This is a genomic window from Kitasatospora sp. NRRL B-11411, from assembly GCF_000721345.1.
Classification (GTDB): Bacteria; Actinomycetota; Actinomycetes; order Streptomycetales; family Streptomycetaceae; genus Kitasatospora; species Kitasatospora cineracea.
In genome coordinates, this window is the sequence record NZ_JOGH01000007.1 from 1 (window position 1) to 17,749 (window position 17,749).

General features: G+C 73.4%; 15 protein-coding genes. 9 read left to right on the plus strand and 6 right to left on the minus strand.

The window, feature by feature from the left end:
* The first annotated feature begins 89 nt into the window (after positions 1-89).
* Both IH44_RS0105185 and IH44_RS0105190 read left to right on the plus strand, forming a co-directional pair.
* Positions 90-860, plus strand: a complete 771-nt coding sequence (locus tag IH44_RS0105185; RefSeq protein WP_030458200.1) for a DUF2785 domain-containing protein — start codon at positions 90-92, stop codon at positions 858-860.
* A 30-nt stretch (positions 861-890) separates the two neighbouring features.
* Positions 891-1,736, plus strand: a complete 846-nt coding sequence (locus IH44_RS0105190; protein WP_030458201.1) for a DUF3097 domain-containing protein — start codon at positions 891-893, stop codon at positions 1,734-1,736.
* Between the two features lie 15 nt (positions 1,737-1,751).
* Here IH44_RS0105190 and IH44_RS0105195 read toward each other — a convergent pair whose 3' ends face one another.
* From IH44_RS0105195 to IH44_RS0105210, 4 genes are all read right to left on the minus strand, one after another.
* Positions 1,752-2,570 (minus strand): hypothetical protein, encoded by an 819-nt coding sequence (locus IH44_RS0105195; protein ID WP_030458202.1) that lies wholly within the window; start codon positions 2,568-2,570, stop codon positions 1,752-1,754.
* Positions 2,567-3,202 (minus strand): RNA polymerase sigma factor, encoded by a 636-nt coding sequence (locus IH44_RS0105200; RefSeq protein ID WP_051816568.1) that lies wholly within the window; start codon positions 3,200-3,202, stop codon positions 2,567-2,569. Before IH44_RS0105200 ends, IH44_RS0105195 begins: the two co-directional genes overlap by 4 nt.
* A gap of 139 nt (positions 3,203-3,341) precedes the next feature.
* Positions 3,342-4,571 carry a radical SAM family heme chaperone HemW gene (gene hemW / locus IH44_RS0105205; RefSeq protein ID WP_030458204.1) on the minus strand — a complete coding sequence of 410 codons (1,230 nt, stop codon included), beginning with the start codon at positions 4,569-4,571 and terminating at the stop codon, positions 3,342-3,344.
* Positions 4,572-4,652: 81 nt separating this feature from the next.
* Positions 4,653-6,554: a long-chain fatty acid--CoA ligase gene (locus IH44_RS0105210; RefSeq protein WP_030458205.1), complete on the minus strand. Its 1,902-nt coding sequence runs from the start codon at positions 6,552-6,554 to the stop codon at positions 4,653-4,655.
* 250 nt (positions 6,555-6,804) lie between these two features.
* On the opposite strand from IH44_RS0105210, the gene IH44_RS0105215 reads away from it, so the two are divergent.
* The 4 genes from IH44_RS0105215 to IH44_RS0105230 all read left to right on the plus strand — a co-directional run bounded on the left by IH44_RS0105215 (position 6,805) and on the right by IH44_RS0105230 (position 12,794).
* Entirely contained in the window at positions 6,805-8,538 is a 1,734-nt protein-coding gene (locus tag IH44_RS0105215; RefSeq protein ID WP_081966732.1) for an ABC transporter ATP-binding protein, read from the plus strand.
* Between the two features lie 140 nt (positions 8,539-8,678).
* Entirely contained in the window at positions 8,679-10,577 is a 1,899-nt protein-coding gene (locus IH44_RS0105220; RefSeq protein WP_030458207.1) for an ABC transporter ATP-binding protein, read from the plus strand.
* Positions 10,578-10,704: 127 nt separating this feature from the next.
* Entirely contained in the window at positions 10,705-11,622 is a 918-nt protein-coding gene (sigJ, locus tag IH44_RS0105225; RefSeq protein ID WP_369794898.1) for an RNA polymerase sigma factor SigJ, read from the plus strand.
* A gap of 101 nt (positions 11,623-11,723) precedes the next feature.
* The gene (locus IH44_RS0105230) at positions 11,724-12,794 is read left to right on the plus strand and encodes an NAD(P)/FAD-dependent oxidoreductase (RefSeq protein WP_030458209.1); all 1,071 of its coding nucleotides are present in this window, start codon (positions 11,724-11,726) and stop codon (positions 12,792-12,794) included.
* Positions 12,795-12,943: 149 nt separating this feature from the next.
* Here the strand turns inward: IH44_RS0105230 and lepA are convergent, their stop codons facing one another.
* The gene (gene lepA, locus IH44_RS0105235; protein WP_030458210.1) at positions 12,944-14,812 is read right to left on the minus strand and encodes a translation elongation factor 4; all 1,869 of its coding nucleotides are present in this window, start codon (positions 14,810-14,812) and stop codon (positions 12,944-12,946) included.
* A gap of 104 nt (positions 14,813-14,916) precedes the next feature.
* Here lepA and IH44_RS0105240 point away from each other — a divergent pair, with 104 nt between their 5' ends.
* Complete coding sequence (locus IH44_RS0105240; protein ID WP_030458211.1) at positions 14,917-15,222, plus strand: antibiotic biosynthesis monooxygenase; 306 nt, start codon at positions 14,917-14,919, stop codon at positions 15,220-15,222.
* 212 nt (positions 15,223-15,434) lie between these two features.
* Positions 15,435-15,698: a 30S ribosomal protein S20 gene (gene rpsT, locus IH44_RS0105245; RefSeq protein ID WP_030458212.1), complete on the plus strand. Its 264-nt coding sequence runs from the start codon at positions 15,435-15,437 to the stop codon at positions 15,696-15,698.
* A gap of 507 nt (positions 15,699-16,205) precedes the next feature.
* On the opposite strand, the gene holA is transcribed toward rpsT, so the two are convergent.
* Entirely contained in the window at positions 16,206-17,201 is a 996-nt protein-coding gene (holA, locus tag IH44_RS0105250) for a DNA polymerase III subunit delta (protein ID WP_030458213.1), read from the minus strand.
* Positions 17,202-17,379: 178 nt separating this feature from the next.
* Between holA and IH44_RS0105255 the strand changes: the two genes are divergently transcribed.
* The gene (locus IH44_RS0105255; RefSeq protein ID WP_030458214.1) at positions 17,380-17,643 is read left to right on the plus strand and encodes a hypothetical protein; all 264 of its coding nucleotides are present in this window, start codon (positions 17,380-17,382) and stop codon (positions 17,641-17,643) included.
* Positions 17,644-17,749: the final 106 nt, after the last annotated feature.

The following is a 17,749-nucleotide window of genomic DNA, read 5'->3' on the forward strand; positions in this document are numbered from 1 at the left end:
CCCCCGCCCACGCACCGATCCCCCGTTCGCCGTCCCCACCCCGCAATATCCCACGCACCGACCGGGCGGGGCGCCTAGGGTGATCGACCGTGATCGACTGGACCGCCCTCGCCGACCGCGACCCCACCGACGCCGAACTGTCCGCCGTCAGCGCGGCGCTGCGCTCGCCCGACCCGGCGGAGCGCGACGGGCGCGCCTACCCCCGGCTGGTCGGCTGGGTGCCCGGGCTGCCGGAGGAGCGCCGGCTCGCGCTCGGCGACGCGATGGCGGCCCGCTTCGAGGACACCGAGGTCCAGGCGCGGACGTTCGCCCCGCTGGTGCTGGCCGCCGTCGTGCGCACCGGCACCCTGCGGCCCGCGTGGCCGGCCGCCTTCGCCCGCTGGTACCCGGCCGAGACCGACCTGCGCGGCCACCACCCCGAGCTGGGCTGGCTACACGCCGTCGCGCACGGCGCGGACCTGCTCGCCGCGTTCGGGCAGCACCCGGAGGTCGACCCCGAGCCGCTGACCGCGCTCGGCGCGGCCCGGCTGCTCGCCCCGACCGGCCACGTCTTCGACGCGATGGAGGACGACCGCCTCGGCCACGCGCTCGCGCTGACCCTGACCCGGCCGGAGCTGACGGAGCGCCAGGCGGTCGGCTGGCTGGACGCGGTGGCCGAGGTGTTCGCCACCGGGGAGCCCGGGCCGGTGCCCGCCGAGGTCTCCAACACCCTGCGCACCCTGCGGGTGGTGCACCTGCTGGCGGTGCGCGGCGTGCGCCCGCGCTGGGGCGCGCCGCAGGTGCGGGCGCTGCCGCACGGCGCGGCGGTCGGCGGGCGGATCGCCGAGGTGCTGGCGGTGGCGGCGCCGTACGCGGGTTGACGGGCTGTCGGCTTCCGTAGACTGCCGCCCATGCGGAGCAGGGAGTACGGGCCGGATCTGACCCCGCCGTGGAAGCGGCAGCAGGCGGCGCCGGAGGTGGCGGCGGAGCGGGACCTGGTGGTGGAGGAGGCGGCGACCGGGTTCTGCGGGGCGGTGGTGCGCTGCGAGCGGACCGCGGAGGGGTTCACCGTCACGTTGGAGGACCGGTTCGGCAAGCACCGGGTGTTCCCGCTGGTGCCGCGCGGGTTCCTGCTGGAGGGGCGGGTGGTGACGCTGGTGCGGCCCGTCGCCGCGGCTCCGGCGCCGCCGCGCGGGCCGGGGCGCACCGCGTCGGGGTCGGTCGCGGTGCCGGGGGCCCGGGCCCGGGTGGCGCGGGAGTCGCGGATCTACGTCGAGGGCCGGCACGACGCCGAGCTGGTCGAGCGGGTCTGGGGCGACGACCTGCGGGTCGAGGGCGTGGTGGTGGAGTACCTGGAGGGCGTGGACGACCTGCCCGCCATCGTCGACTCCTTCGCCCCCGGCCCCGGCCGCCGGCTGGGCGTGCTGGTCGACCACCTGCTGCCCGGCACCAAGGAGCACCGGATCGCCGAGCGGGTGACCGGCGACCACGTGCTGGTCGTCGGCCACCCGTACGTGGACGTCTGGCAGGCCGTCAAGCCGTCCGCCCTGGGCATCCCCGCCTGGCCCGCGGTGCCGCGCGGCGAGGTCTGGAAGGAGGGGGTGTGCCGCCGGCTGGGCTGGCCGGTGGACACCCCCGCGGCCTGGCGGCGGATCCTCGCCGCGGTCGACGGCTGGAAGGACCTGGAGCCGGAACTGCTCGGCCGGGTCGAGGAGTTGATCGACTTCGTCACGCTGCCCGGCGCGGACGGGTCCTGAGCCGCCGCGCCGGACCTAGCCCGGGATCCGGCCGCCCGGGCTGCCGGACGGGGCCGGGATCCCGGTCGGGGCCGGGATCCCGGTGCCGGAGGGGACGGGCGCGGTCGGGACCGGGGTCGCCCCACCGGAGGGGACGCCCGACGGGGGTGCGTCGGACGGGACCGGGACGGGACTCTGCCGGCTCACCTCCGTGCCCCGCAGCGCGGGCAGGCAGGCGGGCACCGTGTCGACCACCGTGGCGTTGAAGACCCACGCCCCGGGCGAGTCGGCGTCGTAGGACCAGAACCGCAGCAGCACCGTCGCACCGGCCGGGATCCGGCTGGGGTCGATCCGCTCCGCGGCGTGGTCGCCCGGTTCGCTCCGGACCGCGGCCGGGGCCCGCGACGGCTGGTCGGGGGCGTCCGGGCAGTGGTCGTCGGCGGTGCCCTGCACGTGCTTGAGCCCGGCCGCCTTGACGCCGTGCCCCCGTAGCTCGGCGACCATGTCGGACAGCCCGGTCGGGTCGCGCAGTTCGAGCAGGAAGGTGCCGTCGGACTCCTCGGTGACCGCGTAGGCCGCGTTGCCGCCGTGCCCACCGCCGAGCACGGCGGGCAGCACCACGGCGGTGGCGACGGCCGCCGCGCCGACCGCGAGGGCGGCCGACAGCGGGCGGCGCAGCCGCGCGCGGTGCGGGGCGGGGACGGTGGCGGCGCTCCCCGCGGTGCTCCCCGCGGTGCTCCCCGCGGCGCGCTCGGTCGTGCGCTCAGCGGTGCGCTCGGCGGCCATGGCGATCAGTTCCTCGCCGAGCCTGCGCTCGAAGGCGGCGGTGGACGGGGTGCGGTCGGCGCTGGTCACGAGGTCACCTCGAGCATCGGTTCGGTCTTGGCGGCCCGGCGGAGCGGCGGCTCCGGGGCCGGGCGGGCGGCCTCGGGCCCGGCGCCCAGCCAGCGGCGGGCGCGGTGCATCCGCACCCGGACGGTGGCCTGGGAGATGCCGAGGGCCTGGGCGGCCTCGGCGGTGCTCAGGCCGTCCATGACGACCAGGTCGAGCACCTCGCGCAGCGGGGCGCTGAGCCCGGCGTGCCGCTGCGCGAGGTCGCGGACGGCGCGCTCGGCGTCGATCCGCTCCTCCAGGGCGAGGATGTCCTCCTCGGCGAGCAGCCGGCGGCCCTGGAGGCGGCCGAGCGCGCGGCGTTCGCGGTCGTCGCCCCGGCGGTGTCCGGCGATGGTGTGGCGGGCGATGCCGTACAGCCAGCCGATCGCGCTGCCGCGCTCGGGGCGGTAGCCGTCGGCGGCCTCCAGGGCGGCGACGAAGATGTCGGCGGTCAGGTCGGCGGCCAGGTGCGGGTCGCTGACCCGGCGGGTGACGAAGCCGAGCACCGCGTCGACGTGCTGGTGGTAGAACGCGCCGAAGCCGTCCGGTGCGGTCAGTTCCGGCGGGCGGTCCTCGGGACTCGCGGCGCGCCGCTGCCGCTGGGGTGTGCGCATGCGTCCCTCCTCGGTCGGGGAACCCCGTGCGGTTCCTCCACCGAGTACTTGGCCGCAGCGCGCCGGACCGTTTCACCCCGTCCCGGCACCGCCCGGCCCGCCCCCGTGCCCGGCCCCCGTACCTTGCCCGCCGCCGCCGTCAGTCGACCAGGTCGCGGACCACCCGGTCCGCCAGCAGCCGCCCGCGCAGGGTCAGCGCGGCCCGGCCGGCCGCGTACGGTCCGGGTTCCAGCAGGCCGTCCGCGAGGGCCCGGTCGGCGGCGGCGCGGCCGGCGGCGGTGAGCAGGTCCAGCGGGCAGCCCTCGGCGAGGCGCAGTTCGAGCAGGATGCGTTCGACCCGGCGGTCCTCGTCGGCGAGCACTTCGCGGCCGAGCGCGGGGGTGCGGCCCTCGGCGAGCGCCTGGGCGTACGCGGCCGGGTGCTTGGCGTTCCACCAGCGGACGCCGCCGACGTGGCTGTGCGCGCCGGGGCCGGCGCCCCACCAGTCGGCGCCGGTCCAGTACAGCTCGTTGTGGCGGCAGCGGCCCTCGGGGGTGGTGGCCCAGTTGGAGACCTCGTACCAGTGGTAGCCGGCGGCGGCGAGCGCCTGATCGGCCATCAGGTAGCGGTCGGCGTGCACGTCGTCGTCGATCATCGGCAGTTCGCCGCGCTTGACCCGGGCGGCCAGCCGGGTGCCGTCCTCGACGATCAGCGAGTACGCGGAGACGTGGTCCGGTCCGGCGCCGATGGCGGCGTCCAGCGAGGCCTGCCAGTCCTGGTCGGACTCGCCGGGGGTGCCGTAGATCAGGTCGAGGTTGACGTGCTCGAAGCCGGCCGCGCGGGCCTCGGCGACGCAGGCTTCGGGGCGGCCGGGGGTGTGGTGGCGGTCGAGCAGGGCGAGCACGTGCGGGCGGGCGCTCTGCATGCCGAAGGAGATCCGGTTGTAGCCGCCCTCGCGCAGTTCGGCCAGGTACGCCGGGTCGACGGACTCGGGGTTGGCCTCGGTGGTGACCTCGGCGCCGGGGGCGAGCCCGAACTCCTCGCGCAGCGCGGCCAGCATCCGCACCAGGTCGCGGGCGGGCAGCAGGGTGGGGGTGCCGCCGCCGAGGAAGACCGTCCCGACCGGCAGCTCGGTGTCGCCGAGGACGCGGCGGGCCAGCCGGATCTCGGCGATCACGTTGTCCGCGTAGGTCTCCTGCGAGGCGACCGCGCCGGAGGAGCGCAGCTCGGTGGCGGTGTAGGTGTTGAAGTCGCAGTAGCCGCAGCGGCTGGCGCAGTACGGCACGTGCAGGTAGAAGCCGAACGGCCGCGCGCCGAGTCCGTGCAGGGCGGGGGCGGGCAGCGAGCCGTCGGACGGCACGGGTTCGCCGTCGGGGAGTGCGGAGGGCATGCGCCCATTGTCCGGTAGCGGCCGGCGAAACCCGAAAGGGGTCCGACGGCCGCACCGGACGGGCCGGGCGGCGGAGGCCGCTCAGGCCTCGTTGGCGCCCGCGTACATCGCGCTGACCTCGTCGGCGTACGTCCGCTCGACCACCGGGCGCTTGATCTTCAGGCTCGGGGTGAGTTCGCCGTGCTCGATGTCCAGGTCGCGCGGGAGCAGCGCGAACTTCTTGATCGTCTGCCAGCGCTGCAGCTCGCCGTTGAGGCGCTCGACGAAGCCGTCGATCAGTTCGACGGTGGCCGGGTCGGCGACCACCTCGGCGTACGGCTTGCCGGCCAGGCCGTGCTCGGCGGCCCACGGCATGATCACCGCCTCGTCCAGGCCGATCAGCGCGGTGCAGTAGTTGCGGCCGTTGCCGATCACCAGGATGTTGCTGACGAACGGGCAGATCGCCTTGAACTTGCCCTCGACCTCGCTGGGCGCGACGTACTTGCCGCCGGAGGTCTTGAACATGTCCTTCTTGCGGTCGGTGATCCGCAGGTAGCCGCCCTCGCCGAGCTCGCCGATGTCGCCGGTGTGGAACCAGCCGTCCGGCTCCAGCACCTCGGCGGTCTGCTCGGGCATCTCGTGGTAGCCGCGCATGACGCCCGGGCCGCGCAGCAGGATCTCGCCGTCCTCGGCGATCCGCACCTCGGTGCCGGGCAGCGGCAGGCCGACGGTGCCGACCCGGAAGTCCTCGGCCCGGTTGACGGTGGAGCCGGCCGAGGTCTCGGTCAGGCCGTAGCCCTCCAGCACCGGGACGCCCGCGCCCTTGAAGAAGTAGCCGATCTCCGGCGCCAGGGCCGCGCTGCCGGAGACCGCGCCGCGCAGCCGGCCGCCGAACGCCGCCCGGATCTTGGTGTACACCAGCTTGTCGGCCAGCGAGTGCTGCAGCCGCAGGCCCAGCGGGGCGCTCTCCCGCCCGGTGGCGACCTTGCTGGCCTGGACGGTCTGCGCGTACTGGCGGGCCACCCCGGCCGCCCACAGGAAGATCTTGTACTTGGCGCCGCCCTCGGCCCGGGCCTTGCCCGCGATGCCGTTGTAGACCTTCTCGAAGATCCGTGGCGCGGAGGCCATCAGGGTCGGGCGGATCACCGGCAGGTTGTGGATGATCCGGTCCACCCGGCCGTCCACCGCCATCACATGGCCGGTGGCGATCTGGCCGGAGATCAGCGTCTTGCCGAACACGTGCGACAGCGGCAGCCACATGAACTGCACGTCGTCCGCGCGCAGCAGCCCGCTCTCCTCCTGCGCCACGCCCTCGTACGCCCAGCAGTCGTGCACCAGGCGCACGCCCTTGGGGCGGCCGGTGGTGCCGGAGGTGTAGATCAGGGTGGCGAGCTGCTCCTTGTCGAGCGAGTCGACGGCCTTCTGCACCGCGTCGGGGTGCTCGGCCAGGTGCGCGGCGCCGCGCTCCTCCAGCTCGGCCAGGGTGAGCACGGTCAGGCCGTCGGCCTGCGGGGCGCCGCCGGCCGGGACGTCGAACAGGACCACCCACTCCAGCTCGGGCAGCGCGGCCTTCTGCTCGGCGGCCTTGCGCAGCTGGCCCTCGTTCTCGGCGAACAGCGCGCGGCTGCCGGAGTTGGCCAGGATGAACGCGGTCTCGTCGGCGTTGGTGCTCGGGTAGACGGTGGTGGTGGCGGCGCCGGCGCACATGTTGCCGAGGTCGGCGAGGATCCACTCGATCCGGGTGGCGGAGGCGATCGCCACCCGGTCCTCGGCCCGGATGCCCAGGGCCATCAGGCCGGCCGCCACCGCGGTGATCCGCCGGTGGGCCTGCGCCCAGGTCAGCGAGCGCCACTGCTCGGCGCCGGGGGTGCTGTCCGCGGCCTGCTCGTCCACCGGAACCGGGTACCGGTAGGCCTCACCGTTCGGGGTGGCCTTTACCCTGCTGAGCAAAAGGTGCGCCACGGAGGGCGGACGCCGCTCGATCATGGACTGCGCGGAACTCAACGAGGACCTCCGGGGGCGGGTGGACCGAGAGTGGGCGGACACCGGCCGTGGGGGCGGCCGGCCACCGACTTAACCGGTGAGTAACAAGAGGGCACCAGCAGCCTAGGGGGTGGAAAGCCGATCCGTAAGGGGGTGGCGCGGGCTGGCACGCTCCCCGGTCGGCAGTGCAGGACCCGTCCGGACGTGAAGCTTTCCCACAGGTACCCGAAATCGGGATGCGCTCATCCCCTTCGCAGACGAGAGTGTCACGGTGCTTTTCAGACTCCTACGTGCCCATCTGGGCCCCTATTCCAGGGACATCACCCTGCTGGTGCTGCTCCAACTGGTGTCCACCATCGGCATGCTCTACCTGCCGACGCTGAACGCGGACATCATCGACAGCGGCGTGCTCAAGGGCGACACCGGCTACATCCTCCGGGTCGGCGCGGTCATGGTCGGCGTGTCGCTGGCCCAGGCCGCCTGTTCGATCGGCGCGGTCTACTACGGCGCGCGCACCGCCATGTCCATCGGCCGGGACATCCGCTCCGCGGTGTTCTCCCGGGTGCAGGACTTCTCCGCCCGCGAGCTCAACCAGTTCGGCGCGCCCTCGCTGATCACCCGCACCACCAACGACGTCCAGCAGGTCCAGATGCTGGCCCTGATGACCTTCACCCTGATGGTCGCCGCGCCGATCATGTGCGTCGGCGGCGTGGTCATGGCGCTGAACCAGGACGTGCCGCTGTCCGGCCTGCTGCTCGCCGTGGTCCCCGCGCTGGGCCTGGTGGTCACCGTGCTGGTCTCCAGGATGCGCCCGCAGTTCCGCGGCATGCAGACCCGGATCGACGCGGTCAACCGGATCATGCGCGAGCAGATCACCGGCATCCGGGTCATCCGGGCCTTCGTCAAGGACGACCACGAGAAGCAGCGCTTCACCGGCGCCAACGGCGAGCTCGCCGACTACTCGCTGCGGGTCGGTCGGCTGATGTCGCTGATGTTCCCGATCGTGATGGGCGTCGTGAACGTCTCCAGCGTCGCGGTCTTCTGGTTCGGCGCGCACCGCATCAACAGCGGCGGGATGCAGATCGGCGCGCTCACCGCGTTCCTCACCTACCTGATGCAGATCCTGATGAGCGTCATGATGGCCACCTTCATGTTCATGATGGTGCCGCGCGCCGAGGTCTGCGCCGAACGCATCCAGGAGGTGCTGGACACCGAGTCCAGCGTCGTGCCGCCGCTGCACCCGGTCACCGAGCTGCGCGCCCGCGGCACCCTGGAGCTGCGCGGCGTCGACTTCCGCTACCCCGGCGCCGAGGCGCCCGTGCTGCGCGGCGTCGACCTGACCGCCCGGCCCGGCGAGACCACCGCCGTCATCGGCTCCACCGGCTCCGGCAAGACCACCCTGCTCGGGCTGGTCCCCCGGCTGTTCGACGCCACCGGCGGCGAGGTCCTGATCGACGGCGTGGACGTCCGCGAGCTCGACCCGCGGAAGCTGTCCGAGATCATCGGGCTGGTCCCGCAGAAGCCGTACCTGTTCTCCGGCACCGTCGCCTCCAACCTGCGCTACGGCAAGCCCGAGGCCACCGACGAGGAGCTCTGGCAGGCGCTGGAGACCGCCCAGGCCAAGGACTTCGTGCAGAAGTTCCCCGAGGGCCTGGACGCCCCGATCGCCCAGGGCGGCACCAACGTCTCCGGCGGCCAGCGCCAGCGCCTGGCGATCGCCCGCGCGCTGGTCCGCCGGCCCGAGATCTACCTGTTCGACGACTCCTTCTCGGCCCTCGACTACGCCACCGACGCCCGGCTGCGCGCCGCGCTCTCCCGGGAGACCGGGGACGCCACCGTGGTGATCGTCGCCCAGCGGGTCTCCACCATCCGCGACGCCGACCGCATCATCGTCCTCGACGAGGGCGCCGTCGTCGGCACCGGCACCCACCAGGAGCTGATGGCCGGCAATCCGACGTACCGGGAGATCGTGCTCTCCCAGCTCACCGAGCAGGAGGCGGCGTGACCACCCCCGACAAGCCCGACCTGTCCAAGTCCGCGGCCGCGGCCTCGGCCGACGGGGCCGCCGAGGCGCCCGAGGCGCCCGAGCCGTCCGGTTCGCAGGAGGCGGCGGCCCGGCGCGGCGGCGGCGGTCCGGGCCGGTTCATGGGCGCGCAGGGCACCGAGAAGTCCAAGGACTTCGGCGGCTCCGCCAAGCGCCTGCTCGGCCTGCTCGGCCCCGAGCGCAAGCTGCTGCTCACCGTGCTCGGCCTGGGCGCGCTCTCCGTCGGCTGCGCGGTGGCCGGCCCCCGGGTGCTCGGCAAGGCCACCGACCTGATCGTCGCCGGGGCCACCGGTCCGCGCTTCGCGGGCGCCCCCAGCAAGCAGGCCGTCCTGGACGGGCTGCGCGCCAAGGGCGAGGGCAACATCGCCGACCTGCTCTCCTCGATCGACTTCACGCCCGGCCGGGGCATGGACTTCGGCGCCATCGGCGGCATCCTGCTCTGGGTGCTGGGCATCTACCTGGTGGCCGTCCTGTTCGGCATCCTCCAGGGCCGGCTGGCCGCGCTGGCGATCAACCGGACGGTGTTCCGGCTGCGCGAGGAGGTCGAGGCGAAGCTGTCCCGGCTGCCGCTCAGCTACTTCGACCGCCAGCCGCGCGGCGAGGTGCTCAGCCGGGTCACCAACGACATCGACAACATCAACCAGTCCATGCAGCAGACCATGGGCCAGGTGGTGAACTCGCTGCTCACCATCGTCGGCGTGCTGGCGATGATGTTCTGGATCTCGCCGCTGCTGGCGGTGATCGCGCTGATCTCGGTGCCGGTCTCGGTGGTGGTCGCCACCAAGGTCGGCAAGCGCGCCCAGCCGCAGTTCATCAAGCAGTGGGGCTCCACCGGCAAGCTCAACGCGCACATCGAGGAGATGTTCACCGGGCACAGCCTGGTGAAGGTCTTCGGCCGCCAGCAGGAGGCCGCGGAGCTCTTCGACAAGGAGAACCAGGCGCTCTACGAGGCGTCCTTCCGGGCGCAGTTCATCTCGGGCATCATCCAGCCCGCGATGATGCTGGTCGGCAACATCAACTACGTGCTGGTCGCGGTGGTCGGCGGCCTGCGGGTGGCCTCCGGCGCGCTGTCCATCGGCGACGTGCAGGCGTTCATCCAGTACTCCCGGCAGTTCAGCCAGCCGCTCAGCCAGGTCGCCTCGATGGCCAACCTGGTGCAGTCCGGCGTCGCCTCCGCCGAGCGGGTCTTCGAACTGCTGGACGCCGAGGAGCAGTCCCCCGAGCCGCAGCACCCCGAGCACCCCGCCGAGGTCCGCGGCCGGGTCGCGTTCGAGGACGTCTCCTTCCGCTACGACCCCGACAAGCCGCTCATCGACGGGCTGTCCCTGAAGGTCGAGCCCGGCCACACGGTGGCCATCGTCGGTCCGACCGGCGCCGGCAAGACCACCATGGTCAACCTGCTGATGCGGTTCTACGAGGTCAGCGGCGGCCGGATCACCCTGGACGGGGTGGACATCGCCGCGATGTCCCGCGAGGAACTGCGCTCCGGCATCGGCATGGTGCTCCAGGACACCTGGCTGTTCGGCGGCACCATCGCCGAGAACATCGCCTACGGCGCGGAGAGCGCCACCCGCGAGCAGGTGGTGGCGGCCGCGAGGGCCGCCCACGTCGACCGCTTCGTGCGGACCCTGCCCGAGGGCTACGACACCGTCCTGGACGACGAGGGCACCGGCGTCAGCGCGGGCGAGAAGCAGCTGATCACCATCGCCCGGGCCTTCCTCGCCCAGCCCTCGATCCTGGTCCTCGACGAGGCCACCAGCTCCGTCGACACCCGCACCGAGGTGCTGATCCAGCGCGCCATGGCCGAACTGCGCACCGGCCGCACCAGCTTCGTGATCGCCCACCGGCTCTCCACCATCCGGGACGCCGACGTGATCCTGGTGATGGAGAACGGCTCGATCGTCGAACAGGGCACCCACGACGAGCTGATCGCCGCGGACGGCGCCTACGCGCGCCTCTACCAGGCCCAGTTCGCCCAGGCGGTGGCCGAGGTCGACTGACCCCGCACCGCCCGCCGCGCCGGGGGAGGTCCGCCACGGGGCGGGCCTCCCCCGGCGTTTCCCGTCCGCTGACGCCGGGTCACGTACCGGACGCGGCGGCCCCCGTGCGGCGCGCTACCGTGGGCGGGTGGCCGATCCGACTCCCGCCCTCACCCGCCGTCCCGGCCCCGGACCCGCCGGGCCGGTGGACGCCTTCCAGACCGAGCGCCGCTACCTGGGCGCGGTGGCCTACCGGCTGCTGGGCTCGGTCACGGACGCCGAGGACGTGCTCCAGGACGCCTGGCTGCGCTGGCAGTCCGCCGACCGCTCGACGGTCGCCGACCCGCGCGCGTACCTGACCACGGTGGTCACCCGGCTCTGCTACGACCAGCTGGGCTCGGCCCGGGCCCGCCGGGAGGCGTACGTCGGCGAGTGGCTGCCGGAACCGGTGCTCACCGCCGCGGACTCCCCCGCCGAACAGGCCGAGCTGGGCGAGGCGGTGTCGGTGGCGATGCTGGCGGTGATGGAGCAGCTGACCCCGGCCGAGCGGGCGGCGTTCGTGCTGCACGACGTGTTCGCGGTCGGCTTCGACGAGATCGCCCCGGCCCTGGACCGCTCCCCCGAGGCCGCCCGCAAGCTCGCCTCCCGGGCCCGCCGCCGGGTCCGCGACGGCGGTCGGCACGGGCCGGTCGACCCGGCCGAGCACCACCGGGTGGTGACGGCGTTCATCGCCGCGGCCACCGGCGGCGACCTGGCCGCGCTGATGGAACTGCTCGACCCCGAGGTGGCCTGGCACGCCGACGGCGGCGGCATCGTCAACGCGGTGCGCCGCCCGGTGTTCGGCGCGCTCCGGGTGGCCCGGCTGCTGCGCAAGCTCACCACCCGCGTGGTCGACCCGGAGCACCCGCTGCTGCCGGCCACGGTCAACGGCGAGACCGGCGCGCTCTGGTACGCGGCGCCCGGCACGGTCGGCTGCGTGATGGCGTTCACCGTCGCGAACGGCCGGATCACCGCCGCGTACGTGATGGTCAACCCGGAGAAGCTGGGGCACCTCGCGGCGGAGTGACCCGGCCGGCTGCGGTGTGACCCGGCTCACGGTCACACCCGTCCGGGCTGCCCCGTCCCCCTTCCAGAACCGCCACCGGCGGGGTCACGGAGGAGGACGAGATGACCGGCAAGCACATCGTGGTGATCGGCGCGGGCTACGCGGGGCTGTCCGCCGCCGCCGGGATCGGCCGCGGGCCGGACCGGGTCACCCTGGTCGCCCCCGAGCAGCGCTTCGCCCACCGCGTCCGGCAGCACGAGATCGCCGCGGGCCGGACGGTGGCCCGCCCCGAGATCGCCCGCGTGCTGCGCGGCCGCCGGGTCGCCCACCGGGCCACCCGGGCCGTCGGGATCGACCTGGACGCCCGCGAGGTGCGCACCGAGGACGGCGGGCGGCTGGCCTACGACACCCTGGTGTACGCGCTCGGCAGCCGCACCGCCTGGGGCGGCGTCCCGGGGGCCGCCGAGCACGCGTACTCGGCGGAGCGCGCCAAGGAGCTGCGCCGCCGCCTCGCCGGGGCCCCCGCGCCCGGCACCGTCGCGGTGGTCGGCGGCGGCCCGACCGGCATCGAACTGGCCACCGAACTGGCCGAGGCGTACCCGGCCTGGCAGGTCCGGCTGGTCGCCGCCGGCCGGGTCGGCGGCTGGCTGTCGGCACGCGGCCGGGCGCACGTCCTGGCGGTGCTCGGCCGCCTCGGGGTGCGGGTCTACGAGGAGCACCGGGTCACCGCCGTCACCGCGGACGGACTGACCTGCCCGGACGGGGACGTCCCGGCGCAGGTGGTGGTGTGGGCCGCCTCGCTGGAGCCGCACCCGCTGGCCGCCGAGTCCGGCCTGGCCGTCAACGCCCGCGGCCGCGCCCTGGTGGACGACCACCTGCGCTCGCTCTCGCACCCCGACGTGTACGTGATCGGCGACGCCGCCGCCGTCGACCTGCCCGGCACCGGCGAACTCCGGATGGCCTGCGCCACCGCCATGCCGCAGGGCCGCTACCTGGCGAAGCTGCTCACCGGCCGCACCGGCAAGCCGTTCTCGTTCCGCTACGTCACCCAGTGCCTGAGCCTGGGGCGCGGCGAGGCGCTGGTGCAGCTGATCCACGGCGACGACTCGATGCGGCCCCGGGTGCTGACCGGCCCGGCCGGCCGGCTGGTCAAGGCGGGCATCGTCAAGGGCCTGCCGCTGTCGCTGCGCTGACCGCCGGCGGCGGGCCGAGTGCCGTCACTGCGCCGGGTCCGTCGCTGCGCCGCCGTCCGTCACTGCGCCGAGTCCGTCGCTGTCGGACGGCGGCGGGCCGGCACCCCCTCGTCAGGGGTGCCGGCCCGCCGGCGTGGACCGCTCCGGAGCTACTTCTTCTCCTTCGGGGCCTCCGCGTCCGTCGACAGCGCGGCGATGAAGGCCTCCTGCGGGACCTCCACCCGGCCGACCATCTTCATCCGCTTCTTGCCTTCCTTCTGCTTCTCCAGCAGCTTGCGCTTGCGCGAGATGTCACCGCCGTAGCACTTGGCGAGGACGTCCTTGCGGATCGCCCGGACCGTCTCGCGGGCGATCACCCGGGAGCCGATCGCGGCCTGGATCGGCACCTCGAACTGCTGGCGCGGGATCAGCTTCTGCAGCTTGCCGGCCATCATCACGCCGTAGTTGTAGGCCTTGTCCTTGTGCACGATCGCGGAGAACGCGTCCACCGCGTCGCCGTGCAGCAGGATGTCGACCTTGACCAGGTTGGCGGACTGCTCGCCGATGGGCTCGTAGTCGAGCGAGGCGTAGCCGCGGGTCTTGGACTTCAGCTGGTCGAAGAAGTCGAAGACGATCTCGGCCAGCGGGAGGGTGTAGCGCAGCTCGACCCGGTCCTCGGAGAGGTAGTCCATGCCCTGGAGGGTGCCGCGGCGGGACTGGCAGAGCTCCATGATCGCGCCGACGAACTCGTTCGGGGCGAGGATGGTGCCGCGCACCACCGGCTCGTACACCTCGGCGATCTTGCCGGTGGGGAACTCGCTCGGGTTGGTGACGGTGTGCTCGGTGCCGTCCTCCATGATCACCCGGTAGATCACGTTCGGGGCGGTGGAGATCAGGTCGAGGTTGAACTCGCGCTCCAGGCGCTCCCGAATGATCTCCAGGTGCAGCAGGCCGAGGAAGCCGCAGCGGTAGCCGAAGCCGAGCGCAACCGAGGTCTCCGGCTCGTAGACCAGCGCCGCGTCGTTCAGCCGCAGCTTGTCCAGGGCGTCGCGGAGCAGCGGGTAGTCCGAGCCGTCCAGCGGGTAGAGGCCGGAGAACACCATCGGGCGCGGGTCCTTGTAGCCGCCGAGGGCCTCGGTGGCGCCCTTGTTCTGCGAGGTGATGGTGTCGCCGACCTTGGACTGCCGGACGTCCTTCACACCGGTGATGATGTAGCCCACCTCGCCGACGCCGAGGCCGTCGGCGACCTTCGGCTCCGGCGAGATGACGCCGATCTCCAGCAGCTCGTGGGTCGCGCCGGTGGACATCATGGCGATCCGCTCGCGCTTGGTGAGCTGGCCGTCCACCACTCGCACGTAGGTGACCACGCCGCGGTAGGCGTCGTACACCGAGTCGAAGATCATCGCGCGGGCCGGGGCGTCCTTGCGGCCGACCGGGGCCGGGATCTTCTCGACCACGTGGTCGAGCAGGTCCTCGACGCCGAGGCCGGTCTTGGCGGAGACCTTCAGCACGTCGTTCGGGTCGCAGCCGATGATGTGCGCGATCTCGGCGGCGTACTTCTCCGGCTGGGCGGCCGGCAGGTCGATCTTGTTGAGCACCGGGATGATCGTGAGGTCGTTCTCCAGCGCCAGGTACAGGTTGGCGAGGGTCTGCGCCTCGATGCCCTGGGCGGCGTCGACGACCAGGATGGTTCCCTCGCAGGCCGCGAGGGAGCGGGACACCTCGTACGTGAAGTCCACGTGGCCGGGGGTGTCGATCATGTTGAGGATGTGCGTCGTGCCCGCGTGCTCACCGGACCGCGGCGCCCACGGGAGGCGGACGGCCTGGGACTTGATGGTGATGCCGCGCTCGCGCTCGATGTCCATCCGGTCGAGGTACTGGGCGCGCATCTGCCGGGGGTCCACCACGCCGGTGATCTGCAGCATCCGGTCGGCGAGCGTCGACTTGCCGTGGTCGATGTGGGCGATGATGCAGAAGTTGCGAATCACCGCCGGGTCAGTACGGCTGGGCTCTGGCACGTTGCTGGGGGTCGCGGGCACCTTGGTCCGATTTCTGATCCGATCAATAATGGTTCCGCCCATCCTCCCATGCCGAACGACCCTCGGGCCTTCCCGCCCGAGCGGGTGTGCGGGACGATCGCCGCATGATCTTGGAAAGCGCCCTGCTCGACGTCCGCCCCGGCCAGGAGCAGGACTTCCTCGCCGCCTTCGCCGAGGCCCGCCCGCTGATCGCCGCCCAGCACGGCTTCCGCTCTCTCGAACTGCGCCGCTGCTTGGACGGGGGGCGCACCTCGCGCTTCCTGCTCCAGGTCGGCTGGGACACCCTGGAGGACCACACCGAGGGCTTCCGCCGCTCCCCCGAGTACGCGCGCTGGCGCGAACTGCTGCACCGCTCCTACGACCCGTTCCCGGCCGTCGAGCACTACGGCGAGCCGCTGCTCACCGCCTGACGGCCCGTCGGCCGCCGGGCCGGCGACCGGGCCCGCCCCCAGGCCCGCGACAGGGCCCGCGGCAGGGCCCGGCGGTCCGGTTTGGGCGGGCCGGGGCGCCCCTGGTAGCGTGGGCCGCTGCACTCCGCCCTCGGCATGCCCTCTCAGCTGCCCGAGCGGCAACCGGGGTGCGACCCGTCGTAGCAACGATTCACACAGACTGAGGCTCTTTCGTGGCGAACATCAAGTCCCAGATCAAGCGCAACAAGACCAACGAGAAGGCGCGCCTGCGCAACAAGGCCGTCAAGTCCTCGCTGAAGACCGCCCTGCGCAAGGCCCGCGAGGCCGCTGCCGCCGGTGAGTCCGAGAAGGCCACCGAGCTGGCCCGCGCCGCCTCCAAGGCCCTCGACAAGGCCGTGAGCAAGGGCGTCATCCACAAGAACCAGGCCGCCAACAAGAAGTCCGCGATCACCAAGCGCGTCAACGCCGCTGCCTGATCCGGCTTCCCCGGTACGGCCCGCCGTACCCCGGTGCCTCCCGGCACCACCCCGGTCGACACGGACCCGCGGCCCTCTACCCGCCCCGCCGACCACCCGCTCCCGGCAATCCGGCCCTCTACCCGGATCCCGACGAGCCGCACGACCCGTACCGCACGCGGCCTGCGTTCGCCACGCGGGTGCGGTACACCAGCTTCACAGTGCGAGCGCCCGTCCACGGGCCCGCACCCTCCACTGCCCGCCCGGGCCTCCCGGGCGGGCAGTCGGCGTTCCAGCCCCCTCCTCCGGCTCCCGCTCCGGAGCCGGGTGAACGGGCGACGGGCGTCAGCCCGGTACGGGCGCGGAACCGGCCCGCCCGACGCACGAGAGGACCGCCCGCTCCCTCCCGAAACGGGACCCCTTCCGGAACCGGGGGACTGCCCGCCTCCACCTCCGCCTCCGCCAAGATCCAGCGGCAGAGCCCCCGCGTGAAGCCTTGCTGCTCACCCTGGCGCTAATTGCTAGGTGCTAGTAGGAGCGGGACCCGGCCCGGGAGGCCCGGGCGACCGCGACGACGGCGCGTTCCAGCGCGTACGCGGGGTCGTCGGACCCGCCCTTCACCGCGGCATCGGCCTGGGCGACGGCGGTCAGCGCGGCGGCCACGCCGTCGCCCGTCCAGCCGCGCATCTGCTGGCGCACCCGGTCGACCTTCCACGGCGGCATGCCCAGTTCGCGTGCCAGGTCGCCGGGTCGCAGGTTGCGGCCCGCGGAGGCGAGCCGGCCGATGCTGCGGACGCCGGAGGCGAGGGCGTAGGTGATGCCGGTCGGCGGCTGACCGACCGCCAGGGCCCAGCGCAGCCGCTCCAGGGCTTCGGCGGCCCGGCCGGTCACCGCGAGGTCGGCCACCTCGAAACCGGTCGCCTCGGCACGGCCACTGTAGTACTTGGCGACCGCCGTCTCGTCGATCGGGCCCTCGACGTCGGCGGTCAACTGGCTGCACGCGGCCGACAGTTCCCGCAGGTCGCTGCCCAGGGAGTCCAGCAGCGCCTGGCAGGCCTCGGGGCTGGCCGCCCGCCCCAGGGTGCGGAACTCGTTGCGGATGAAGGCCAGTTTCTCGTTCGCCTTGGTGAGCTTCGCACAGGCGACCTCCCGGGCACCCGCCTTCTTCGCCGCGTCCAGCAGGCCCTTGCCTTTGGCGCCGCCCGCGTGCACCAGCACCATGATCACTTCTTCGGCGGGCGACTCCAAGTAGGCCTTGACCTCCTTGACCGAGTCGGCCGAAAGGTCCTGCGCGGCCCTGACCACGATGACCTTCCGCTCCGCGAAGAGCGAGGGCGTGGTGAGCTCCGCCAACTGCCCCGGCTGCAACCCGCCCGGCGCGAGGTCCCGGACGTCCGTCTCCGGGTCCGCCGCCCGTGCCGCCGCCACCACCTCGGCCACCGCGCGGTCCAGCAGCAGCTCTTCCTGGCCGACCGCAACGGTCAGCGGGGCGAGCAGGTCGTCGGGTGCACTCTTCCTGGCCATCGCCTACCAGGATCGCATGCCGCGCCGACAGCCCCTCACTCCACATCCCCGTCCCGCACCTCACCGGACACCTCTCTTCCTTACCTCCCCGCACCCTTTCCCTCAGCCCTTCGCGCGCCGCCCACCGGGGAAGCGGGGGCGGTGCCGGGCGGGCTGCGGGGCCGAGGACAATGACGACGTGATCGAGAACAATGACCGTCAGTTGCTCGTCCTCCCCGACCGCGATGCGGCGGAGGAGGTCGCTGAGGAGTTGAGCGCGCGCTGGCCCGAACTGGGCGACGTCGAGGTGGTCCGGGACTCCCTCGCCGGGGAGGACGACGCCGAGGACGCCCAGTGGTTGGTGGTGGTCGAGGCCCCCGAGGAGGACGGCTGGACCCCCCAACTGCTGACCGCACTCGACCAGCTCGTCGCCGAGCAGGACGGGTGGCGGGAGCAGGGCTGACACTCCTCCGCCCCGCCCACCGAGCCCTTCCCTCCTCACTCCTGGCCCCGCCCGAACGAGGTTCCGCACCCGATCGGGCGGGCGTTTGCGTTCCGGACCGCTTTCC